This is a genomic window from Pseudaestuariivita sp. (genome assembly GCF_052825805.1).
In genome coordinates this window covers 314,636-332,977 of the sequence record NZ_JBRBVB010000013.1, presented here as the reverse complement: position 1 = coordinate 332,977, position 18,342 = coordinate 314,636, and the positions used below count along the sequence as shown (strand labels likewise).

The following is an 18,342-nucleotide window of genomic DNA, read 5'->3' as shown; positions in this document are numbered from 1 at the left end:
CAGACGCGGACCGGAGGTGGCGCGCGTTTGGCAGTGCCCACCTTACGGGAGGGCTAGTGCGGGAGAGGCGTGCGGTCTCGACGAGGGCAGCCCTTGCGAGCCAAGCGCGGCACGTTTCCCGCGCAAGCTGCCCGGACCCCGCCGTCAAAACGCCTTGGCCAGCTTGCGCAGCTCGAACTTCTGGATCTTGCCGGTGGAGGTCTTGGGCAGTTCCTGGAACACCACCTTTTTCGGCGCCTTGAACCCCGCGAGTGTTTCGCGGGCGAAGGCGATGAGCGTGGCCTCGTCGGTCTCCCTGCCCTCGATCAGTTCAACAAAGGCGCAAGGCACCTCACCCCATTTATCGTCCGGTTTCGCGACCACCGCGCAGAGCGAGACGGCGGGGTGGGCCATCAGCGTGCCTTCGACCTCGACCGAAGAGATGTTCTCGCCGCCGGAGATGATGATGTCCTTCATCCGGTCGGCGATCTGAACATAGCTGTCGGGGTGCTGGATGGCGATGTCGCCGGAGTGGAAGTATCCGCCCTTGAACGCCTCTTCGGTGGCGGAGGGGTTCTTGAAGTACCCCTTCATCACCGAGTTGCCGCGCATCACGATCTCGCCTTGCGCCGTGCCGTCCATGGCGACCGGGGTCATGTCCGCCTCGACGACGCCGATGTCCTCCATCATCGGGAAGCCGACGCCCTGGCGGGCCTTGATCGCGGCTTGTTCGGCGGCGGGCAGGGCGTCCCAGTCCTCGCGCCAGAGGCACTCGGTGACGTGGCCATAGGTCTCCGTCAGGCCGTAGACTTGCGTGACGTTGAACCCGAGGTCGGCCATGCCAGCCAAAGTGGCGGGCGCGGGCGGCGCGCCGGCGGTGAAGACCTCGACAATGTGGTCGAAGGCGCGGCGCACCTCGGCAGGCGCGTTCACGATCATGTTGAGCACGATGGGCGCGCCTCCGAAATGCGTGACCCCTTCGCCCGCGATGCCGTCGTAGATCGCCTCGGCCGAGATGTCGCGGCAGCAGACCACCGTGCCGCCCACAAGCGGCATCATCCAGGTGTGGTTCCAGCCGTTGCAGTGAAAGAGCGGCACGATCGCCATGAAAACCGGGTGCAGCACCATGCGCCAGCTCACTACCGTCCCCATCGTCATCAGGTAGGCGCCGCGGTGGTGGTAGACCACGCCCTTGGGGCGGCCGGTGGTGCCGGAGGTGTAGTTGAGCGAGAGGCTCTCCCACTCGTCCTCAGGCATGATCCACCTAAAGGAAGAATCGCCGGTGGCCAGAAGCCCCTCGTAGGTCAGGTGCGCGCCGGAGGCAGGAAAGCCGGCATGCTCGTCCGCCGCCTCGATGATGGTGGGGGCGGGGCCGTCCATCAGGCTGATCGCCTCGGTCACGGCGCCGAGGAATTGCGGATCGACGATCACGGCTTTGGCCTCTCCGTGGTCCAGGATGTAGGCGATCGTGTCGGTGTCGAGGCGGGTGTTGATCGTGTTCAGCACCGCGCCGCAGGCCGGCACGCCGAACGATGCCTCGACCTGCGCGGGGACGTTGGGCAGGACCGTCGCGACGACCTCACCGGGCTTGACGCCGAGGCCGGCAAGGCCCGAGGCCAGCCGCGAGACGCGCGCGTGGTAGTCGGCGTACGAGGTGCGGTGCGTGCCGTAGACCACCGCCAGCCGGTCGGGAAAAACGCGCGCCGCGCGCTGCAGGTGCGAGAGCGGTGTCAGCGGCACATAGTTCGCCGCGCACTTGTCCAGACCGGTTTCGTCTGCCATCCACCCCATGGTGCCCTCCCGTGGTGCCTCGTGTCCCGGCTCGGGACATTGGCCTACATTCAACCGCTTGGAAAGACGGGAAATGACAGCTGCGCCCGCCACGCCTCTGAGACCCCGGCGCGCCGCGCTGGCGATGCTGAGCGCGATGGCCATCGTCGGCCTGATCGACACCACCGTGGTCGACATCGCCAAGGTGATGAGCGTCTGGCAGTTCTTTATCCTGCGCACGGCGCTTGCGGCGCCTTTGATCGTGGCGATTGCGTGGGTTTGGGGTGCGCGCCTGCGGCCCGAGCGTTGGAGTGCGGTTGCGCTGCGATCGATGTTGATCGCGGCGGCGATGGCGTTCTACTTTGGCGCGCTGGGGTTCGTGCCCTTTGCGCAGGCGCTGGCCGGGCTTTTCACCGCGCCGATCTTTGTGCTGCTGATCTCTGCCTTTGTGCAGGGGCGGGCCATCGGTCCGGTGCGCATCGTCGCCGTCGCCATCGGGTTTGCCGGCGTGCTGCTCGTCCTGCAGCCGGGAGACGAGGGCCTGCATCCCGCCGCGCTGGTACCGATGCTGGGCGGGCTGCTCTACGCCAGCGGCTCGGTCATCACGCGCACACTCTGCGACGGGGAGGGCACGCTGTCTATGCTGCTCGGCATGTTCCTGGCGCAGGCGCTTTTTGGGGTCGTGGGACTGGCGCTGACCGGCGGTGGCGACGATTTCATCACGCGCGGTTGGACCTGGGACATCCATTCTGTCGGACATTGGATCGTGGTGCAGGCCGTGTTCTCGTTGGTCGGTGTCGGGCTCATCATCTGGGCGTACCAGCACGGGGAGGCGAGCCATGTGACCGTCTTCGAATACACGGTGCTGGTCTTCGGCCCACTGGTGGCCTGGGTGGCCTATGGTCAGGCGCTCGGCCCGCTGGGTCTTTTGGGGATCGCCTGCATCATCTGCGCCGGCACGCTCATCGCGCTGAGGAGCCGGGCATGATCATCTCTCCGGGGCGGCGGCTGATATTCGTGCACATTCCCAAGACGGGCGGGACGGCGATGGCGCTGGCGCTCGAGGCACGCGCGATGAAGGACGATATCATGATCGGCGACACGCCCAAGGCGCGGCAGCGCAAGGGGCGGCTCAAGGGGCTCTCCGTGCCGGGGCGCCTCTGGAAGCACAGTACGCTCCGCGATGTGGACGGGCTGGTGACCGAAGAGATGCGGGCCAAGTTCTGCGTCTTTACGCTGGTGCGCAATCCCTGGGACCGGGCGGTGAGCTACTACCACTGGCTGCGCGAACAGGGCTTTGACCACCCGGCGGTGGCGCGCGCCAAGTCGATGGAGTTCGGCGACTTTGTCCAGCATCCCGAGACCCGGGCCGCCTTTGCGGCGAATTCCTACGCAAGCTACGTGACGGACCCCGACGGGGTCTGCCGCGCGCATTTCGTGCGGCTCGAGCATCTGGCCGAGGACCTTGCCCCGATCGAGGCGCATCTGGGCTTTCGGATCGAGATGCCCCGCGCGAACGCAAGCGCGCGCCGCGAGGATTTTCGCGTCTACTACGATTCGGCTGCACGTCAGGCCGTGGGTAAGGCATGCTGCGAAGATGTGGCGAAATTTGGATACGTATTTGATCCGAATTGAAGCCAATCGGCGCGCGCGATGCGGAGCGTTTCCGGCCCGCGGCCAATGACACCGCTTCGCCTTATTTGCCGCCAATTCAGGCCATGGAATCGGCGGTAAGTGGTCACGAGCCGCGGCGACGTGGCTCGCATGACACAGTCCCAGACAGTTCTGTGGTCTGCTGCTCAACCCCTGCAGTGGGCGGGGCGCGCCGAGCCTAGTTCCTCGGCGCGCCTCTCATTGCTCCGCTTACGCGGCGGCGATCAGGGCGTCCACTTCTGCCAGCTTTTCCGCCTCTCCGGCCATCAGGCGGTCCGCGGCGATCACCCGCACGTCGGTGATCCCGACAAAGCCAAGGACGTGCCGCATGTAGCCGGTGGCAAAATCGATCTCCGAGCCGGACCTGGTGCCGCCCGAGGTGACGACGAGGTGCGCTGTCTTGCCTTCGAGCATCCCTTCGGGACCGTTTGCGCCGTAGCGGAAGGTGACGCCAGCGCGGCAGATCTGGTCGACCCACGCCTTGAGCGCGGCCGGCACGCCGAAGTTGTAGATCGGCACGGCGATCAGCAGCGTATCCGCCGCCTGCACTTCGGCCACGAGCGCGTCCGAGCCCTGAAGTCGCGCCGCTTGCGCATCGCTTCTTGTGTCTGCCGGCGTAAAGTTCGCGCCGATCCACGCCTCGTCGAGGAACTCCATGCCCGCAGACACGTCGCGCTCGATCACCTGCGCGCCGGGCGCCTCAGACTGCAGTTTCGCCGCGAGCTTGTCCAGCAGGCGCCGGGAATGCGAGCCGGTGACCCGTCCGCTCGAGTTGATCTTGAGAATGGTCTTTGCCGCGGTCTCACCCATCGGTCTGTCCTCTTTTAATTTGTACTGAAAGGTACATATAAAAGCTGAACAGGTATTCAAGAGATATTTGTAATGATCGATACAAAAAAGAAAGGCCGCCCGCGCAAGTTCGACCGCGAGGCAGCGCTCGATGCGGCGGTGGGGGTGTTCCAGGCCGAGGGGTACGATGGCGCGTCGATGGACCTTTTGACCCGCGCCATGGGCATCAACCGGCCGAGCCTTTACGGCGCGTTCGGGGACAAGCAGGCGCTCTTTCTCGAAGCGCTCGCGCGCTATGGCGAGACCTCGGGCGCGGCTGCAGTGCGCGCATTCCTTGCTGGCAAGACGCCCGAGACGGCGCTGACGGCGTTTTTCGAGATGATGATCGCGGGGCACCGCGCGAAAGGCGATGCGCCGGGCGGGTGCCTTGTTGCCTCCTGTGCCGGCACGCAAGCAGGGCGGGACGCAGAAGTGGCCGCACGTTTGCGCGACGGCCAAGCGGGATTTGTCAGCTGTTTTGCCGAGCGGTTCGAGGCGTTCGTCGCCGAAGGCGCATTGCCGGAGGGGTTTCCGTCCGCGTTCCGCGCGCGGTTGGTGCAGGACATGATGTTCGGCCTCGCGTTCCGCGCCCGGATGGGGGAGTCTGCGGAGGAGCTGGCGCGCGAGGTGCCGGACCGCGTTGCCGCGATCCTGGCTTAGGTCTTGGGGCAGACGCCGCGATGGGCGCCTGCCGGGGTCTCAGGCCGCCTTGGCTTGCTCGCCATTGCCGTAGCGTCCGTAAAAACTGGCGTTCTTGTCGGCCATCTCGCGCAAGAGGGCGGGGCAGGCAAAGCGGGCGCCGTATTTCGCTTCGAGCGCGTCACATTGTTCGGCGGCCCAGGGCGCGCCGACGATGTCGAGCCAGGAGAATGGACCACCCGACCAGGGCGCAAAGCCCCATCCGAGGATCGCGCCGACGTCGCCCTCGCGGATGTCCTCGAGCACGCCGTCCTCGAACGCGCGCACGGCCTCGAGCACTTGGGCAAAGAGCAGGCGGTGCTGGACCTCGTGCAGGTCGGGCTGGTCGCCCGCAACCGGGTACTTGGCCGCGAGGCCCTCCCAGAGGAGGCCGCGTTTGCCCTTGTCGTCGTAGGCGTAAAAGCCCGCTGCCGACTTGCGGCCCATGCGCCCTTCGTCCGCCATCCAGAAGAGGACGTCGTCCACCGCTCCGTCGGGGTAGGCGTCGCCCATCGCCGCGCGGGTGGCCTTGGCGATCTTGACGCCGAGGTCGATGGAGGTCTCGTCCACCAGTTGGAGCGGTCCGAGCGGCATCCCGACCATCCGCGCGGCGTTCTCGATCAGCGCGGGGGAGACCCCTTCGCCGACCATGCGAATGCCCTCGTTGATGTAGGGGATGATGCAGCGGTTGGCGTAGAAGAAGCGCGCGTCGTTCACCACGATCGGCGTCTTGCGGATTTGCCGCACGAAATCGAGTGCCTTGGCCGCCGCGACGTCGCCGGTTTCACGGCCCTTGATGATCTCGACCAGCATCATCTTTTCGACAGGCGAGAAGAAGTGGATGCCGATGAACTTCTCGGGCCGGACCGAGGCTTTTGCGAGGTCCGAGATCGGCAGGGTCGAGGTGTTGGTGGCAAAGATGCAGTCCTCGCCCACGACGGCCTCGACCTTCTTGGTCATCTCGGCTTTGACGGATGGGTCCTCGAACACCGCCTCGACGATCAGGTCGCAGCCTTTGAGCGCGTCCAGATCGGTGGTCGCGGTGATGGCGCTGAGCAGCGCTTCCTTCTTCTCGGGCGTGGCCTTGCCGCGTTTGATACCTTTGTCGGCGTAGGTCTCGGTGTAGGCTTTGCCGCGGTCAGCCGCCTCTTGCGTCTGGTCGATCAGGACGACCTCGATGCCGGCCTGCGCCGAGACAAGCGCGATGCCTGCGCCCATCATGCCGGCGCCGAGCACGCCGACTTTTTTCACGGTCTGGTCGTCCACGGCAGGGCGATTCGCGCCCTTTTCGAGGGCCTGCTTGTTGATGAAGAGCGAGCGGATCATCGAGGAGGACGAGGGGTTCATTAGGACGTGCGTGAACCAACGCGCCTCGATTTTCAGCGCGGTGTCAAAGGGCACAAGCGCGCCTTCGTAGACCGCCGAGAGGAGCGCTTTGGCAGCGGGGTAGACGCCTTGCGTCTTGCCGTTCACCATCGCCGAGGCGCCGACAAAGGTCATGAAGCCTGCCGGGTGGTAGGGCGCGCCGCCGGGCATCTTGTAGCCCTTGGCGTCCCAGGGTTTCACGATGTCGGCGTCAGTCGCGCTCAGCACCCACGCCTTGGCATCGGCGACGGGGTCGGCGGAGACTTCGTCCACCAGCTGCGCGCCCTTGGCCTGTTTGGGGGCCATCATCTTCCCCTCGAGGAGGACCGGAGAGGCGGCCATGGCGCCCACCATGCGGGAGTAGCGGATCGTGCCGCCGCCGCCGGGGAAGATGCCGAGCAGGATTTCCGGCAGGCCGATCTTGGCCTTTACGTTGTCGGTCATGAACCGGCGGTGGCAGGCCAGCGCGATCTCGGTGCCGATGCCGGCACAGGTGCCGTTGATGGCGCAGGCGATGGGCTTGCCGCCCTTGTTGGTCTTGGGATCCATCCCGGCGCGCTCGAGTTTGCGCAGGATGCGGTGGCCGTTCATGGTGAAGTCAAAGAGGCCCTGCGCCGGGTTCTCGCCGCTCTCCTCGCGGATCGAGGCGAGCACGTTGAGGTCCATGCCGCCGGCAAAGTCCTTCTTGCCCGAGGTGATCACGACGCCCTTCACGGCGTCATCGGCGAGCGCGCGGTCGATGTACTCCTCGACCAGGCCAAAGGCCTCGCGCGTCAGCACGTTCATCGACTTGCCGGGGGCGTCCCAGGTGACGATTGCGACGCCGTCGGCGTCCACCTCGTAGGTGAAATCGGTCATGGTCTTTCTCCTTTCGTGCGGGAGGGGCGGGGCCGCTCCCAAAGTTCGAGGTCCACGCGCCTAGGGCTGCGTAGGTTTGGTTCGGTGTTTCAGAGTCTCGGCCGATGGGATCGGGGCCGCGTCCACGTCGCGGTCGTTGGTGACATCGGCGAGCTTCCACGCGCCGTCCGTGCGTCGGAGGATGAACTGGCCGCGCATCTGCTCGGCGGCAAGTTTGCCTTCTGCGAGGATCATCGTGAGGTGCGTGCCGCTGATCTCGCCCGGTCCGCTCCACTGGGCACTTTGCCGCTCGCGCCTCAGGCCAGTGCCGCCGCGGGACGTGATCTCTTTGGTGATGGCGTCAAAGATGCCGCGCCGGTGCAGGCCGGTCTCGACGGTGGTCTCGGTGGTCGGCGTGTGTTTGCGCACGCGGTCCACGTGCAGCGCGTTCCAGGTGGCGAAATCGCCGGTCACATTGGCGGCGGTAAAGGCGGTGAGGAAGGCGTCGTAGATCACTTCCGCATCCGCCTCGTCCTCCGTCAGCCCGAGGTGCGCCGGCGTGCCCGGCTGCGCCGAAGCCATGCGCCGCGCGCGGATGTTGGCCTCGGGCAGCAGCCCGTCCGACGGCTCAGGCATCGCATAGGGATAGTCGGTGTTCGACACCGCGTTGGTCACCGAGATCAACCGCCAGGCGCCGGTCGTGTTGCGGATCACCATCCGGCTCAGCAGCGGACCCACGATCACCGCGCCGCGCCGCGACAGGGTGGTCGTGTGGTGGCCGATGATGAGCGACGGGGCAAGGTACTCGGCGTGGTCGGCCTGGCGCACGAAGCTGTCGATCTCCTCGTCCGCGACCAGCGCATTGACCGACGCGATGAACGCCTCGGCCTCCCCCCGCGTCTCGATCACCTTGTCGGTCAGATCGGTGTGCACGCTGTAGGGGTACTCCGAATGATCGAGCCAGGCGTCCGTATCGCGGGCCAGATTGATCGCGCTCAGCCGGTCGATGAAGGCCTGGTAGACCGTCATCGGATGCGCCACGACCTTTTCCGCGCCCTCGGGGGGCGGGGCAGGTGTGTGGGAGACCGGCCTGCGCGTCATCGGCGCGTCAGATCCGCTCGATGATGGTTGCCGCGCCCATGCCGGACGCGATGCAGAGCGTGGCGAGGCCCGTGCCTTTGCCCGTCCGCTCGAGCTCGTCGAGGAGCGTGCCGATGATGATCGCGCCGGTCGCACCCAGCGGGTGACCCATTGCGATCGAGCCGCCGTTCACGTTCACCTTGTCATGGTCCACGTCGAACGCTTGCATGAAGCGCAGAACCACGGAGGCAAACGCCTCGTTCACCTCGAAGAGATCGATGTCGCTGATGCTCATCCCGCTGTCGGCGAGGATCTTTTCGGTCACCGGCACCGGGCCTGTGAGCATGATCGTCGGATCGGTCCCGATCTTGGCGGTCGCCTTGATCCGCGCGCGGGGTGTCAGCCCGTGCTTTTCACCAAATTCCTTGTTTCCGATCAGCACGGCAGCGGCACCATCCACGATCCCCGAGGAGTTCCCGGCGTGGTGGATGTGGTTGATGCGCTCGAGATGGGGGTACTTCATCAGCGCAATCTTGTCGAAGCCGGGCATCGCCTCGCCCATGTCCTTGAAGCTCGCCTTGAGACCGCCGAGCGATTGCATGTCGGTGCCGGGGCGCATGTACTCGTCATGGTCGAGGATCGGCAGGCCGTTGATGTCGCGCACGGTGATGACCGACTTGTCGAAGCGCTTGTCGTCCCAGGCCGCCTTAGCGCGTTTCTGGGATTCGACCGCCAGCGCGTCCGCGTCGTCGCGGGAAAAGCCGTACTCGGTTGCGATGATGTCCGCCGAGATGCCTTGCGGGACAAAGTAGCTGTTCATCGCGAGGCTCGGGTCAACGGCAATCGCCGCGCCATCGCTTCCCATGGCAACGCGCCCCATCATCTCTACCCCGCCCGCGATATAGGCGTCGCCTGCACCGCCGCGCACCTGGTTGGCGGCCAGGTTCACCGCCTCCATCCCCGACGCGCAAAAGCGGTTGATCGCAAGGCCCGGGATGCGCTCGTCGAGGTCGCTCGCCAACACGGCGGAGCGCGCCAGACAGCCGCCTTGCTCGCCCACTTGCGTGACGTTCCCCCAGATGACGTCCTCGACTGCGTGGCCATCGAGGTTGTTGCGCTCTTTCACGGCGTTCATCGTCTCTGCCGACAGCCGCAGCGAGGTGACCTCGTGGAGGCTGCCGTCCTTGCGCCCCTTCCCGCGCGGCGTGCGCAGGGCGTCGTAGATATAGGCTTCGGTCATGGGTGCATCCTTTCGTCTGTGGACCCCTCGGCTCAGTCGAGCGGCGATCCGTCGTTCTTGGTAAAGATTGAGGTGTCACCGTCGTTGGTGACCTTGAGATCTCGGCCTGTGTAGTGCCCGACCTCGGTGTCCGTGTGCGTTCCGACGACAAAAAAGCTCGCTGGCGTGCCGGTGCGATTCACAAGGTGATGCCCGTTGGCGATGCCCGCCTTGAAGGTCGCCACATCGCCCGGCGCAAGCAAAGTCTCGCCGGTCTCTTCGATGAGCGTGGGCGTGCCGGTGAGGACCACCAGCGCCTCGTCCTGCCGCTCGTGCCAGTGCTGCATCGAGGAGGCGGCGCCCGGCGCGAGATGGATGATGTTGGCGCCAAACTGCGTCAGCCCTCCCGCATCCCCAATACGCTGCGAGGTGCGCCCTGCAACTTCCTGATCGAAGGGGGCAGGGTAGGTGGAGCCACTTTTGACGGGCACCGAGGCGAGGTCGATCTTTGGCATCGTCTACGCCCGGTCCGCCGGAGAGCCGGGCATCAGGTCATAGGGATGCTTCCACCCGTCGAGCGCTTGGATATTGGAAAGCCAGCGATCGATGTGCGGCCAGTCCGCGCGGTCAAACCCAAAGGGCTCCGGGTAAAAGAGGTACCCGCAGCAGGAGATGTCGGCATTGGTAATCCCGTCCCCGACGATCCAGTCCCGCCCTTCAAGGTGATCGTTGAGCACTGCGTAGGCCGCCTTGAGCCGCCCCTGCATGAAGCCGATCACCTCCTGCGGGCGTTTGTCCTCGGGCAAAAAGTTCATTAGGAACCGCGTTATCCCCGCTTGCGACGAGAGCTTATGGTTGTCCCATAGCACCCAGCGCAGCACCTCGTAGTGCTGGTCGCCGCCGCCGAACTTGCCGCTCTTGTCCGACACGTATTGCTGGATGACACCCGACTGCGTGAGCCGCACGTCCCCATCGACCAGCACCGGCGCCTCCCCCATCGGGTTCACGTCCGCCCGATAAGCGTCAGACCGCGTCTCCCCGCCAAAGAAGTCGACCTTCACCGGCTCCCAGTCGAGTCCACTCAGCTCAAGCGCAAGCGCCGCTTTGTAGGCGTTGCCGGATTCTCCGAAGCAGTAGAGCTTGATCGTCATGGGATGGTCCTTTGGTTTGGCGTCGGACCGGGGGCCAGCCCCCGGACCCCCGGAGTTTATTTGGGAAGATGAAGCAGAAAGGAGCCCGCGCCCTTTTCCTGTTCACGGCCCGTTAAGGTTAATGGGTTCATGGTCGAGAGGTGCGGCAGACTGGAGAGTTGAGCCGTATGGAAGGTGAAGCCCCGCCGCCGCAGTCGAGTGCCGCCTAGCGAGATCGACGCAGCGCGCGGGGTGGAGCTTTGCGCCACGCTCCGCGCTTCATCTTCCCGGAAAAACTCCCCCCGGAGGGCCGGTTTGCCCAAGGCGCTGGTCCTGGGAAAGCTCACAACGCCCTCGCAATCAGCTCTTTCATGATCTCGTTTGTGCCGCCGTAGATGCGCTGCACGCGGGCGTCGGTCCACATCTCGGCGACGGCGTATTCCTGCATGTAGCCGTAGCCGCCGTGCAGTTGCAGGCATTCGTCGAGCACTTCGCCTTGCGTGTCGGTCGTCCAGTATTTGGCCATCGCGGCTTTCTCGACGGTCAGCTCACCAGCCAGGTGTTCGGTGATGCAGGCGTCGACGAACGCTTCGGCCACAGCCGTCTTGGTCTGGCATTCGGCGAGTTTGAAGCGGGTGTTCTGGAACTGCGTGAGCGGTCCGCCAAACGCCTCGCGTTCCTTGCAATAGGCGACGGTGCGTTCGACCGCGCCCTGCATGGCGCCGATTGCGCCGCAGGCGATGATGAGCCGCTCCTGCGGGAGCTGTTTCATCATCTGGTAAAAGCCCTGGCCCTCTTCCTGGCCGAGGATGTTTTCCGGCGGAATCTCGACGTTGTCGAAGAAAAGCTCGGACGTGTCTGCGGCGTGGCAGCCGATCTTGTCGAGGTTGCGGCCGCGGGAAAAGCCTGCTGCGCCGTCGGTTTCGACCACCACAAGCGAGACGCCCTTGGCGCGCTCCTTGGGGTCGGTCTTGGCGGCGACCACGATCAGGTTGGCGTGCTGGCCGTTGGTGATGAAGGTCTTTTGCCCCGAGAGGCGGTACGCATTGCCGTCGCGCACGGCGCGGGTCTTGATCGCCTGCACGTCGGAGCCACCCGAAGGTTCGGTCATGGCCAAAGCGCCCACCAGCTCGCCGGAAACCATTTTTGGCAGCCAGCGCTGTTTCTGATCCTCGGTGCCGTAAGCGAGGATGTAGTGCGCGACGATGCCCGAATGGATGCCGTGGCCCCAGGAGGCGAGGTTGGCGCGGGACCCTTCCATCAAGATCACCGCCTCGTGGCCAAAGTCACCGCCCGCGCCGCCGTATTCTTCCGGCACGGAGGGACAAAGAAGACCGAGTTCCCCGGCCTGTTGCCAGGTCTCGCGGTCCATCTCGCCCTGTTTGCGCCAGCGGTCGAAATGCGGCGACCATTCTTCGGTGATGAACTTGGCCGTCATCTCGGCGAGCATCTGGTGTTCGTCGGTGCGCCAGTGGGCGGTCATTAAAAGCCTCCGTCGAGCCGTGCGTAGGTTGGGCCGAGGCCCACCCGCCAAAGCTTAGAAGTTTGCCGCCTTGAGCGCCATCACCGTGTCTGCACCCGACTGGATGCGCGCCAGGTGCATGGCCGTCGCGGGCAATTGCCGCGCCATGTAGTAGCGCCCGGTCGTGAGCTTGGTCTCGTAGAACTCGGTGTCCGAGGCGCCCGCCGCCAGAGCTTGTTTCGCGGCCAGACCCATGCGCGCCCACATGTAGCCGAGGCAGACATGGCCGAACATGTGCATGAAGTCATACGAGCCTGCGAGCGCGTGGTTCGGGTTCTTGGTCCCGTTCTGCATGAAGTACATGCCCGCCGCCTGCAGGTCCTTGGACGCGGCCTTGAGGGGGTTCAGGAACTCCGCGTCAAAAGCCGCATCACCGGCGTTCTCCTTGCAGAAGGTCTTCACCATCTCAAAGAAGCCCATCACGTGCTTGCCGCCGTCCTGAGCCAGCTTCCGGCCCACCAGATCGAGCGCCTGAACGCCGTTCGCCCCTTCGTAGATCATGGCGATCCGGGCGTCGCGGGCGAACTGGGACATGCCCCATTCCTCGATATAGCCGTGCCCGCCGTAGACCTGCTGGGCGTTCGTGGCCATCTCGAAGCCCTTGTCGGTCTGGAAGCCTTTAATCACTGGGGTCAGGAGCGAGATGAGACCGTCCGCGTCCTTGTCACCCGACCGGTGAGCCGCGTCGATGAGCGAGGCACCCCAGAAGGTGAATGCGCGGGCACCCTCGGTAAAACTCTTCTGGTCCATCAGGTTGCGACGGATATCAGGGTGCACGATCAGCGGATCGGCAGGCCCGTCGGGGTTCTTGGCCCCGGTCACGTCACGCCCTTGCAGACGGTCGACGGCATAGGCGAGGGCGTTCTGGTAGGCGACCTCGGATTGCGCATAGCCCTGTAGGCCCACGCCGAGCCGCGCCTCGTTCATCATGGTGAACATCGCGCGCATGCCCTTGTGCGCCTCACCGATGAGGTAGCCAGTCGCCTCGTCGTAGTTCATCACGCAGGTGGCGTTGCCGTGGATGCCCATCTTTTCTTCGATCTTGCCGACCGAGACGCCGTTGCGGGCGCCGAGCGAGCCGTCCTCGTTCACCAGGAACTTTGGCACGATGAAGAGCGAGACGCCCTTGATGCCGTCCGGGCCGCCGGGAATTTTGGCGAGGACCAGGTGGATGATGTTCTCGGCCATGTCGTGGTCACCGGCGGAGATGAAGATCTTTTGCCCCGACACTTTGTACGTGCCGTCGTCCTGCGGGACCGCTTTGGTGCGCATGAGGCCAAGGTCCGTGCCGCAATGCGGCTCGGTCAGGTTCATGGTGCCGGTCCACTCGCAGGTCACCATCTTCGGCAGGTAGGTTGCCTTCTGTTCGTCCGAGCCGTGGGCATGGATCGCCGAATAGGCGCCGTGCGTCAGGCCCTGGTACATGTTGAAGGCCATGTTGGCCGACACGAACATCTCGCCGACAGCCGTGCCAAGGAGGTACGGCATGCCCTGGCCGCCATACTCCGGGTCGCAGTCGAGCGCGGTCCAGCCGCCTTCGCGCAGCTGGTCGAAGGCCGCCTTGAAGCCCTCGGGTGTGCGGACCACGCCGTTCTCGAAGGTGCAGCCCTCGGTGTCGCCGACGACGTTGAGCGGTTGCAGGACCTCTGACGCGAGCTTGCCGGCCTCTTCGAGCACGGCGCCGGTGAAGTCGGGCTCCAGCTCGTCGTACCCCGGCACGCTGCTTTCGCTGGCCTTGAGGACCTCGTGCAGCAGGAATTGCATGTCCTTGGTGGGGGCGATGTAGGTCGGCATGTGAGGTCTCCTCCGCAGGTACGTCTGTGTCTTTTTGGGGGGCGGCTCAGCCGGTGGCTGCGCGGCGTTCGTCGAACTGGGCGATGATCTCCTCGCCCCATTTCATCATGTCCTTGAGGTCGGCGATGGCGACGTCGAGCTCGGCGCGCTGGCGCTCCAGCTCGTCGAGGCGGCTGCGGGCCACCGAATAGGCCGCCGTCAGCTGCGTGCGCTGGTTGTCGCCCTTGTCGTAAAGGTCCAGCAGCTGGCGGATCTCTTCAAGCGAGAAGCCGAAGCGCTTGCCCTTTAGGATCAGCTTGAGCCGGGCGCGGTCGCGCTTGGTAAAGAGGCGCTTCTGGCCGATGCGGAGCGGAAAGAGCAGCTCCTTGGCCTCGTAAAAGCGCAGCGTGCGCGGGGTCACGTCGAAGGCATCGCACATCGCGCGGATCGTCATCGTCTCGTCGGTCATGTCCACAGGTCCGTCAAACATCTGGTTCAGCGATCCGTCATGTGTGCGCTTTGGGCAAAGCCTACAATGGCGATCGAAGTTGACGTAACCGCGACGTCACGTCACTTTTCAGGGTGACGCGGGGGGAGGCATTTGGCTTGTCGAAAATGTCGTGGCGGTGGGGCCGGCGGACATATTGTTTGGGGGCTTTTGAGTCCTGGCGGAGGATGGGTGGAACCACCCATCCTACAGGGCGCGCGGTGTCGTAGGATGGGTGCTTGCACCCATCCTGTGTGTCAGAGCCAGTCCGGGGCGGCGGTGCCGCGGGCGGAGGTCATGGTCTGGCCGCGCTCCTCCAAGATCGCGTCGAGGCCGTGGAGGATGCGCGGCACGAGGCCGAGCCCTTCATACGCAAGCGCGGTGTAAAGCTGCAGCGCCGTCGCGCCCGCGCAGACCTTGGCATAGGCGTCTTCGGCGGAGGCGATGCCGCCCACGCCGATGATCGGCAGGGTGCCTTCGGTCGCGGCAAAGAGCTTGGCCAGCACGCGCGTCGAGGCATCGCGCAGGGGCGCGCCCGAGAGCCCGCCGGTCTCGCCGCGGTGCGTGCTCCGCAGGCCCTCGCGCGAGATCGTGGTGTTGGTGGCGATCAGCCCGTCGATGCCGGTCTGCCGCGCCGCGTCCGCCACATCCGCGACCTCGGCATCGGTGAGGTCCGGCGCGATCTTCACGAACACCGGCACCCAGCAGTCGAGCTTTGCCCGCGCCTCGAGCACGTTCGAGATGAGCGCGGTCAGCGCGTCTTTGCCTTGCAGGTCGCGCAGGCTTTCGGTGTTGGGTGAAGAGACATTGATCGTCACGAAATCGCACTCGGCCGCGCAGCGCGTGAGCACCTTGGCGTAATCCGCCGCGCGGTCGGTGCTGTCCTTGTTGGCCCCCAGGTTCAGGCCCACCGGGATCGTGGCATGATGCGCCTTGAGCCGCTGGGCAATCATCTCCATCCCGTCGTTGTTGAAGCCGAACCGGTTGATCGCCGCACGGTCCTCCTTGAGCCGGAAGAGGCGCGGGCGGGGGTTGCCCGGCTGCGGGCGCGGGGTCGCGGCGCCCACCTCGAGAAAGCCGAAGCCTGCCTGGCTGAGCCCCGCCAGCGCTGTCGCGTTCTTGTCGAACCCGGCAGCCAGCCCTAGCGGATTTTGCAGTCGCAGCCCGCAGAGGTCCACCTCAAGCCGTTCGGAGACAAACGGGTCCGCTTTGGGCGCGAGCCCCATCCGCACGCCCTTGAGCGCGAGCCCATGCGCGCGCTCCGGATCGATCTGACGCAAGAGCGGCAGTCCGATCCGTTCAAGCACTGGTGGCAAACCCCGGCGGGAAGGCGTGTCCGGCCTCGGTCAGGGGCAGGGGCTGCGCCCAGGCGACGTCCTCCATCCGCATCTCGCGGTAAAGGTGCGGGAACTCCGCCCCGCCGCGCGAGACTTCCCATTTGAGCGCATCGCCCAGCCGGTCGGTCTCGACGGCCACGAGGAACAAATGGTCCTCCCCGGCAAAGTGCTTGGCCGCCGTCTCCTCGGCCTGCTGGGCAGTCGAAAAGTGCACGTACCCGTCGGCAAGGTCGATGGGCGCGCCAAGCGTCGTGCCTTCGGCGCGCAGCGCCTGCCACTCGGGGGCGCGGAATATCTTGTAGATCAGCATGGGCGCGGTGATGCGGGCTGGCGCGCGCGGCGTCAAGGTGCGGCGCACGGATGGCGCAAGAGGCGGCGTCATCGGCGTGTCACAGCCTGCCTTTACGGCAGCGGCGCAATCAGCCTTTGACTCTCTGCCGCGCAGAGGCTTGGCTACCCGCATCTTTCAGGAGGATGCCCTTTATGACCATTCGCACACTTACCAGCGTCGCTGCCCTTGCGATGACCGCGACCGTCGCGCAGGCCGATTTCACGCTGCACGTGATCCACATCAACGACCTTCACAGCCGGATCGAGCCGATCAACCGGTTCGACAGCACCTGCGGCGCCGAAGACAACGCCGAGGGCAAGTGCTTTGGCGGGGTCGCGCGCGTTGCCACCAAGATTGCCGAGCTGCGCGAGGAGCTGGCCGGCGAGAACGTGATCGTTCTGGACGCCGGCGACCAGTACCAGGGCTCGCTGATGTACACGACCTACAAGGGCGACGCCGAGATCGAGTTCATGAACGCGATCGGGTTCGACGCCATGGCGGTCGGCAACCACGAGTTCGATGACGGTGACGAGGGGCTGGCCAAGCTCGCGGACGGCGTCGATTTCCCGGTGATCTCCGGCAACATCGACGTGTCGTCCTCGAACGTGCTCGCCGGCAAGGTCGAGAACCACGTGGTGCTCGAAGTGGGCGGTCAGAAAATCGGCATCGTCTCGGCGCTGGCCGTGGACACGGTCGAGACCTCCTCGCCGTCGAACGCCGTGATCTTTACCGACGAGGCCGAGAGCCTTGCCGCCGACATTGCCACGCTCGAAGGCGAGGGCGTCAACAAGATCATCGCCCTGACGCACGTGGGCCTGCCGCGTGACCGCGAGCTGGCCGAGGCCGTCGACGGTCTCGACGCCATTGTCGGTGGTCACTCGCACTCGCTGATGTCCAACACGGACGAGGACGCGATGGCTTACCCGCAGATGGTGAACGGCACGCCTGTGGTGCAGGCTTACGCCTATTCCAAATACGTCGGCCACCTGAAACTGACCTTCGATGACGCCGGCAACGTGACCGAAGCCACGGGCGACACGATCCTTCTGGATGCTTCGGTCGCCGAAGACGAGGCCATCGTTGCGCGCGTGGCCGAGCTTTCGGGTCCCATCGAAGAGATGAAGACGCGCGTCGTGGCCGAGGCCGCCGCCGCCATCGAGGGTGACCGCAACGTCTGCCGCGTGCAGGAATGCGCAATGGGCAACCTCGTGGCCGACGCGATGCTCGACCGGGTCAAGGATCAGGGCATCTCGATTGCCATCCAGAACGCGGGCGGCGTGCGCGCCTCCATCGACGCGGGCGAGGTAACCATGGGCGAAGTGCTGACCGTGCTGCCGTTCCAGAACACGCTCTCCACCTTCCAGGTGTCGGGCCAGACGGTGATCGACGCGCTCGAGAATGGCGTCAGCCAGGTCGAAGAGGTCAAGGGCCGCTTCCCCGCGGTCGCAGGTCTCAAGTTCACCTGGGACGCGTCGGTGGCGCCCGGCGAGGGCCGCATCCAGGACGTGATGGTGATGGAAGGCGACAGTTTCGTGCCGATCGATCCGGCCAAGACCTATGGGCTCGTCTCCAACAACTACGTCCGCGGCGGCGGTGACGGTTACAAGATGTTCGTCGATGCCGAGAACGCCTATGACTTCGGCCCGGACCTCGCCGATGTCGTGGCCGAGTACATGGCCGCGCAGGGCGGGGCCTACACGCCCTACACCGATGGCCGCATCGCACAGAAGTAAATGTGCCGGGATGGGTGACATCACCCATCCTACGCATCCGGCGCGCCAGTAGGATGGGTGGTTCCACCCATCCTCGGTTGCTGCTCGAAACGGGCCGGATCGTTTTGCGACGGTTCGGCCCTTTTGATTTGGGCCCGTTCCTCGACTACCGCACGGACCCTGAGGTCGCCCGCTACCAAAGCTGGGAGGTGATGGACCGTGACACGGCGAAAGCCTTTCTCGCCGCAGCGGCGGAAGGGCCATTGTTTCAGGACGGAACGTGGAGCCAGATTGCCATCGGCGCGCCGGATGGGGCGCTGCTCGGTGATCTTGGGATTTACATCGACCGTGCGCATGGCGCGGCGGAGTTGGGGATCACGCTGGCGCGGCAGCACTGGGGGCAGGGGCTCGGGACGGAGGCGTATCGCGCGGGGCTCACGCTCCTCTGGCAGGACCCGCGGATCACACATATCAGCGGCATCGCCGATGCGCGCAACACGGCCTCGCTTGGGATGCTTGAACGGGCGGGGCTTGTCTTCACCCATGCCGAAGAGGCGGTCTACGACGGGGAGACCTGCACCGACTGCCACCATAGCATCCGCCGCTTTGACGGCGCGGGCGGCACCGGCTAAAGCCGCCTC

General features: G+C 65.4%; 17 protein-coding genes. 5 read left to right on the top strand and 12 right to left on the bottom strand.

Annotated elements, in window-relative coordinates; all coding sequences use genetic code 11:
- Window positions 1–144: 144 nt before the first annotated feature.
- On the bottom strand, window positions 145–1,770 hold the full coding sequence (locus ACU0B3_RS15860) for an AMP-binding protein (RefSeq protein ID WP_446261847.1): 1,626 nt from the start codon (window positions 1,768–1,770) through the stop codon (window positions 145–147).
- A 73-nt stretch (window positions 1,771–1,843) separates the two neighbouring features.
- Between ACU0B3_RS15860 and ACU0B3_RS15855 the strand changes: the two genes are divergently transcribed.
- Window positions 1,844–2,737 carry a DMT family transporter gene (locus ACU0B3_RS15855; protein ID WP_446261846.1) on the top strand — a complete coding sequence of 298 codons (894 nt, stop codon included), beginning with the start codon at window positions 1,844–1,846 and terminating at the stop codon, window positions 2,735–2,737.
- Window positions 2,734–3,384: a sulfotransferase family 2 domain-containing protein gene (locus ACU0B3_RS15850; RefSeq protein WP_446261845.1), complete on the top strand. Its 651-nt coding sequence runs from the start codon at window positions 2,734–2,736 to the stop codon at window positions 3,382–3,384. The genes ACU0B3_RS15855 and ACU0B3_RS15850 overlap by 4 nt, the downstream gene beginning before the upstream one ends.
- A 228-nt stretch (window positions 3,385–3,612) precedes the next feature.
- Here the strand turns inward: ACU0B3_RS15850 and ACU0B3_RS15845 are convergent, their stop codons facing one another.
- Window positions 3,613–4,212, bottom strand: coding sequence for an FMN-dependent NADH-azoreductase (locus ACU0B3_RS15845; RefSeq protein WP_446261844.1), 600 nt, complete (start codon window positions 4,210–4,212; stop codon window positions 3,613–3,615).
- 72 nt (window positions 4,213–4,284) lie between these two features.
- On the opposite strand from ACU0B3_RS15845, the gene ACU0B3_RS15840 reads away from it, so the two are divergent.
- Window positions 4,285–4,890, top strand: coding sequence for a TetR/AcrR family transcriptional regulator (locus ACU0B3_RS15840; RefSeq protein ID WP_446261843.1), 606 nt, complete (start codon window positions 4,285–4,287; stop codon window positions 4,888–4,890).
- A gap of 39 nt (window positions 4,891–4,929) precedes the next feature.
- Here ACU0B3_RS15840 and ACU0B3_RS15835 read toward each other — a convergent pair whose 3' ends face one another.
- The 10 genes from ACU0B3_RS15835 to ACU0B3_RS15790 form a co-directional block, all read right to left on the bottom strand.
- Window positions 4,930–7,131, bottom strand: coding sequence for a 3-hydroxyacyl-CoA dehydrogenase NAD-binding domain-containing protein (locus ACU0B3_RS15835; protein ID WP_446261842.1), 2,202 nt, complete (start codon window positions 7,129–7,131; stop codon window positions 4,930–4,932).
- 60 nt (window positions 7,132–7,191) lie between these two features.
- A complete protein-coding gene (locus ACU0B3_RS15830) occupies window positions 7,192–8,211 on the bottom strand; it encodes a hypothetical protein (protein ID WP_446261841.1) in 1,020 nt (339 codons plus the stop codon).
- A gap of 7 nt (window positions 8,212–8,218) precedes the next feature.
- The gene (locus tag ACU0B3_RS15825; RefSeq protein ID WP_446261840.1) at window positions 8,219–9,430 is read right to left on the bottom strand and encodes an acetyl-CoA C-acetyltransferase; all 1,212 of its coding nucleotides are present in this window, start codon (window positions 9,428–9,430) and stop codon (window positions 8,219–8,221) included.
- A 32-nt stretch (window positions 9,431–9,462) separates the two neighbouring features.
- Complete coding sequence (locus tag ACU0B3_RS15820; RefSeq protein ID WP_446261839.1) at window positions 9,463–9,924, bottom strand: cupin domain-containing protein; 462 nt, start codon at window positions 9,922–9,924, stop codon at window positions 9,463–9,465.
- A 3-nt stretch (window positions 9,925–9,927) separates the two neighbouring features.
- A complete protein-coding gene (locus tag ACU0B3_RS15815; protein WP_446261838.1) occupies window positions 9,928–10,560 on the bottom strand; it encodes a glutathione S-transferase family protein in 633 nt (210 codons plus the stop codon).
- A 322-nt stretch (window positions 10,561–10,882) separates the two neighbouring features.
- The gene (locus ACU0B3_RS15810; protein ID WP_446261837.1) at window positions 10,883–12,022 is read right to left on the bottom strand and encodes an acyl-CoA dehydrogenase family protein; all 1,140 of its coding nucleotides are present in this window, start codon (window positions 12,020–12,022) and stop codon (window positions 10,883–10,885) included.
- A gap of 54 nt (window positions 12,023–12,076) precedes the next feature.
- Window positions 12,077–13,855, bottom strand: coding sequence for an acyl-CoA dehydrogenase C-terminal domain-containing protein (locus tag ACU0B3_RS15805; protein WP_446261836.1), 1,779 nt, complete (start codon window positions 13,853–13,855; stop codon window positions 12,077–12,079).
- Between the two features lie 46 nt (window positions 13,856–13,901).
- A complete protein-coding gene (locus ACU0B3_RS15800; protein WP_446261835.1) occupies window positions 13,902–14,303 on the bottom strand; it encodes a MerR family transcriptional regulator in 402 nt (133 codons plus the stop codon).
- Between the two features lie 275 nt (window positions 14,304–14,578).
- A complete protein-coding gene (locus ACU0B3_RS15795; protein ID WP_446261834.1) occupies window positions 14,579–15,628 on the bottom strand; it encodes a quinone-dependent dihydroorotate dehydrogenase in 1,050 nt (349 codons plus the stop codon).
- Window positions 15,621–15,968, bottom strand: coding sequence for a DUF952 domain-containing protein (locus ACU0B3_RS15790; protein ID WP_446261833.1), 348 nt, complete (start codon window positions 15,966–15,968; stop codon window positions 15,621–15,623). The genes ACU0B3_RS15795 and ACU0B3_RS15790 overlap by 8 nt, the downstream gene beginning before the upstream one ends.
- A 173-nt stretch (window positions 15,969–16,141) precedes the next feature.
- Between ACU0B3_RS15790 and ACU0B3_RS15785 the strand changes: the two genes are divergently transcribed.
- A complete protein-coding gene (locus tag ACU0B3_RS15785) occupies window positions 16,142–17,722 on the top strand; it encodes a bifunctional metallophosphatase/5'-nucleotidase (protein ID WP_446261832.1) in 1,581 nt (526 codons plus the stop codon).
- A 53-nt stretch (window positions 17,723–17,775) separates the two neighbouring features.
- Window positions 17,776–18,333, top strand: a complete 558-nt coding sequence (locus ACU0B3_RS15780; RefSeq protein ID WP_446261831.1) for a GNAT family N-acetyltransferase — start codon at window positions 17,776–17,778, stop codon at window positions 18,331–18,333.
- Window positions 18,334–18,342 lie beyond the last annotated feature (9 nt).

Coding starts and splice junctions, on each gene's coding strand:
- ACU0B3_RS15815 (WP_446261838.1), bottom strand. CDS start 10,560: ATGACGATCAAGCTCTACTGCTTCGGAGAATCCGGCAACGCCTACAAA.
- ACU0B3_RS15780 (WP_446261831.1), top strand. CDS start 17,776: ATGGGTGGTTCCACCCATCCTCGGTTGCTGCTCGAAACGGGCCGGATC.
- ACU0B3_RS15835 (WP_446261842.1), bottom strand. CDS start 7,131: ATGACCGATTTCACCTACGAGGTGGACGCCGACGGCGTCGCAATCGTC.
- ACU0B3_RS15855 (WP_446261846.1), top strand. CDS start 1,844: ATGACAGCTGCGCCCGCCACGCCTCTGAGACCCCGGCGCGCCGCGCTG.
- ACU0B3_RS15800 (WP_446261835.1), bottom strand. CDS start 14,303: ATGACCGACGAGACGATGACGATCCGCGCGATGTGCGATGCCTTCGAC.
- ACU0B3_RS15810 (WP_446261837.1), bottom strand. CDS start 12,022: ATGACCGCCCACTGGCGCACCGACGAACACCAGATGCTCGCCGAGATG.
- ACU0B3_RS15805 (WP_446261836.1), bottom strand. CDS start 13,855: ATGCCGACCTACATCGCCCCCACCAAGGACATGCAATTCCTGCTGCAC.
- ACU0B3_RS15825 (WP_446261840.1), bottom strand. CDS start 9,430: ATGACCGAAGCCTATATCTACGACGCCCTGCGCACGCCGCGCGGGAAG.
- ACU0B3_RS15830 (WP_446261841.1), bottom strand. CDS start 8,211: ATGACGCGCAGGCCGGTCTCCCACACACCTGCCCCGCCCCCCGAGGGC.
- ACU0B3_RS15840 (WP_446261843.1), top strand. CDS start 4,285: ATGATCGATACAAAAAAGAAAGGCCGCCCGCGCAAGTTCGACCGCGAG.
- ACU0B3_RS15790 (WP_446261833.1), bottom strand. CDS start 15,968: ATGCTGATCTACAAGATATTCCGCGCCCCCGAGTGGCAGGCGCTGCGC.
- ACU0B3_RS15820 (WP_446261839.1), bottom strand. CDS start 9,924: ATGCCAAAGATCGACCTCGCCTCGGTGCCCGTCAAAAGTGGCTCCACC.
- ACU0B3_RS15860 (WP_446261847.1), bottom strand. CDS start 1,770: ATGGGGTGGATGGCAGACGAAACCGGTCTGGACAAGTGCGCGGCGAAC.
- ACU0B3_RS15845 (WP_446261844.1), bottom strand. CDS start 4,212: ATGGGTGAGACCGCGGCAAAGACCATTCTCAAGATCAACTCGAGCGGA.
- ACU0B3_RS15785 (WP_446261832.1), top strand. CDS start 16,142: ATGACCATTCGCACACTTACCAGCGTCGCTGCCCTTGCGATGACCGCG.
- ACU0B3_RS15850 (WP_446261845.1), top strand. CDS start 2,734: ATGATCATCTCTCCGGGGCGGCGGCTGATATTCGTGCACATTCCCAAG.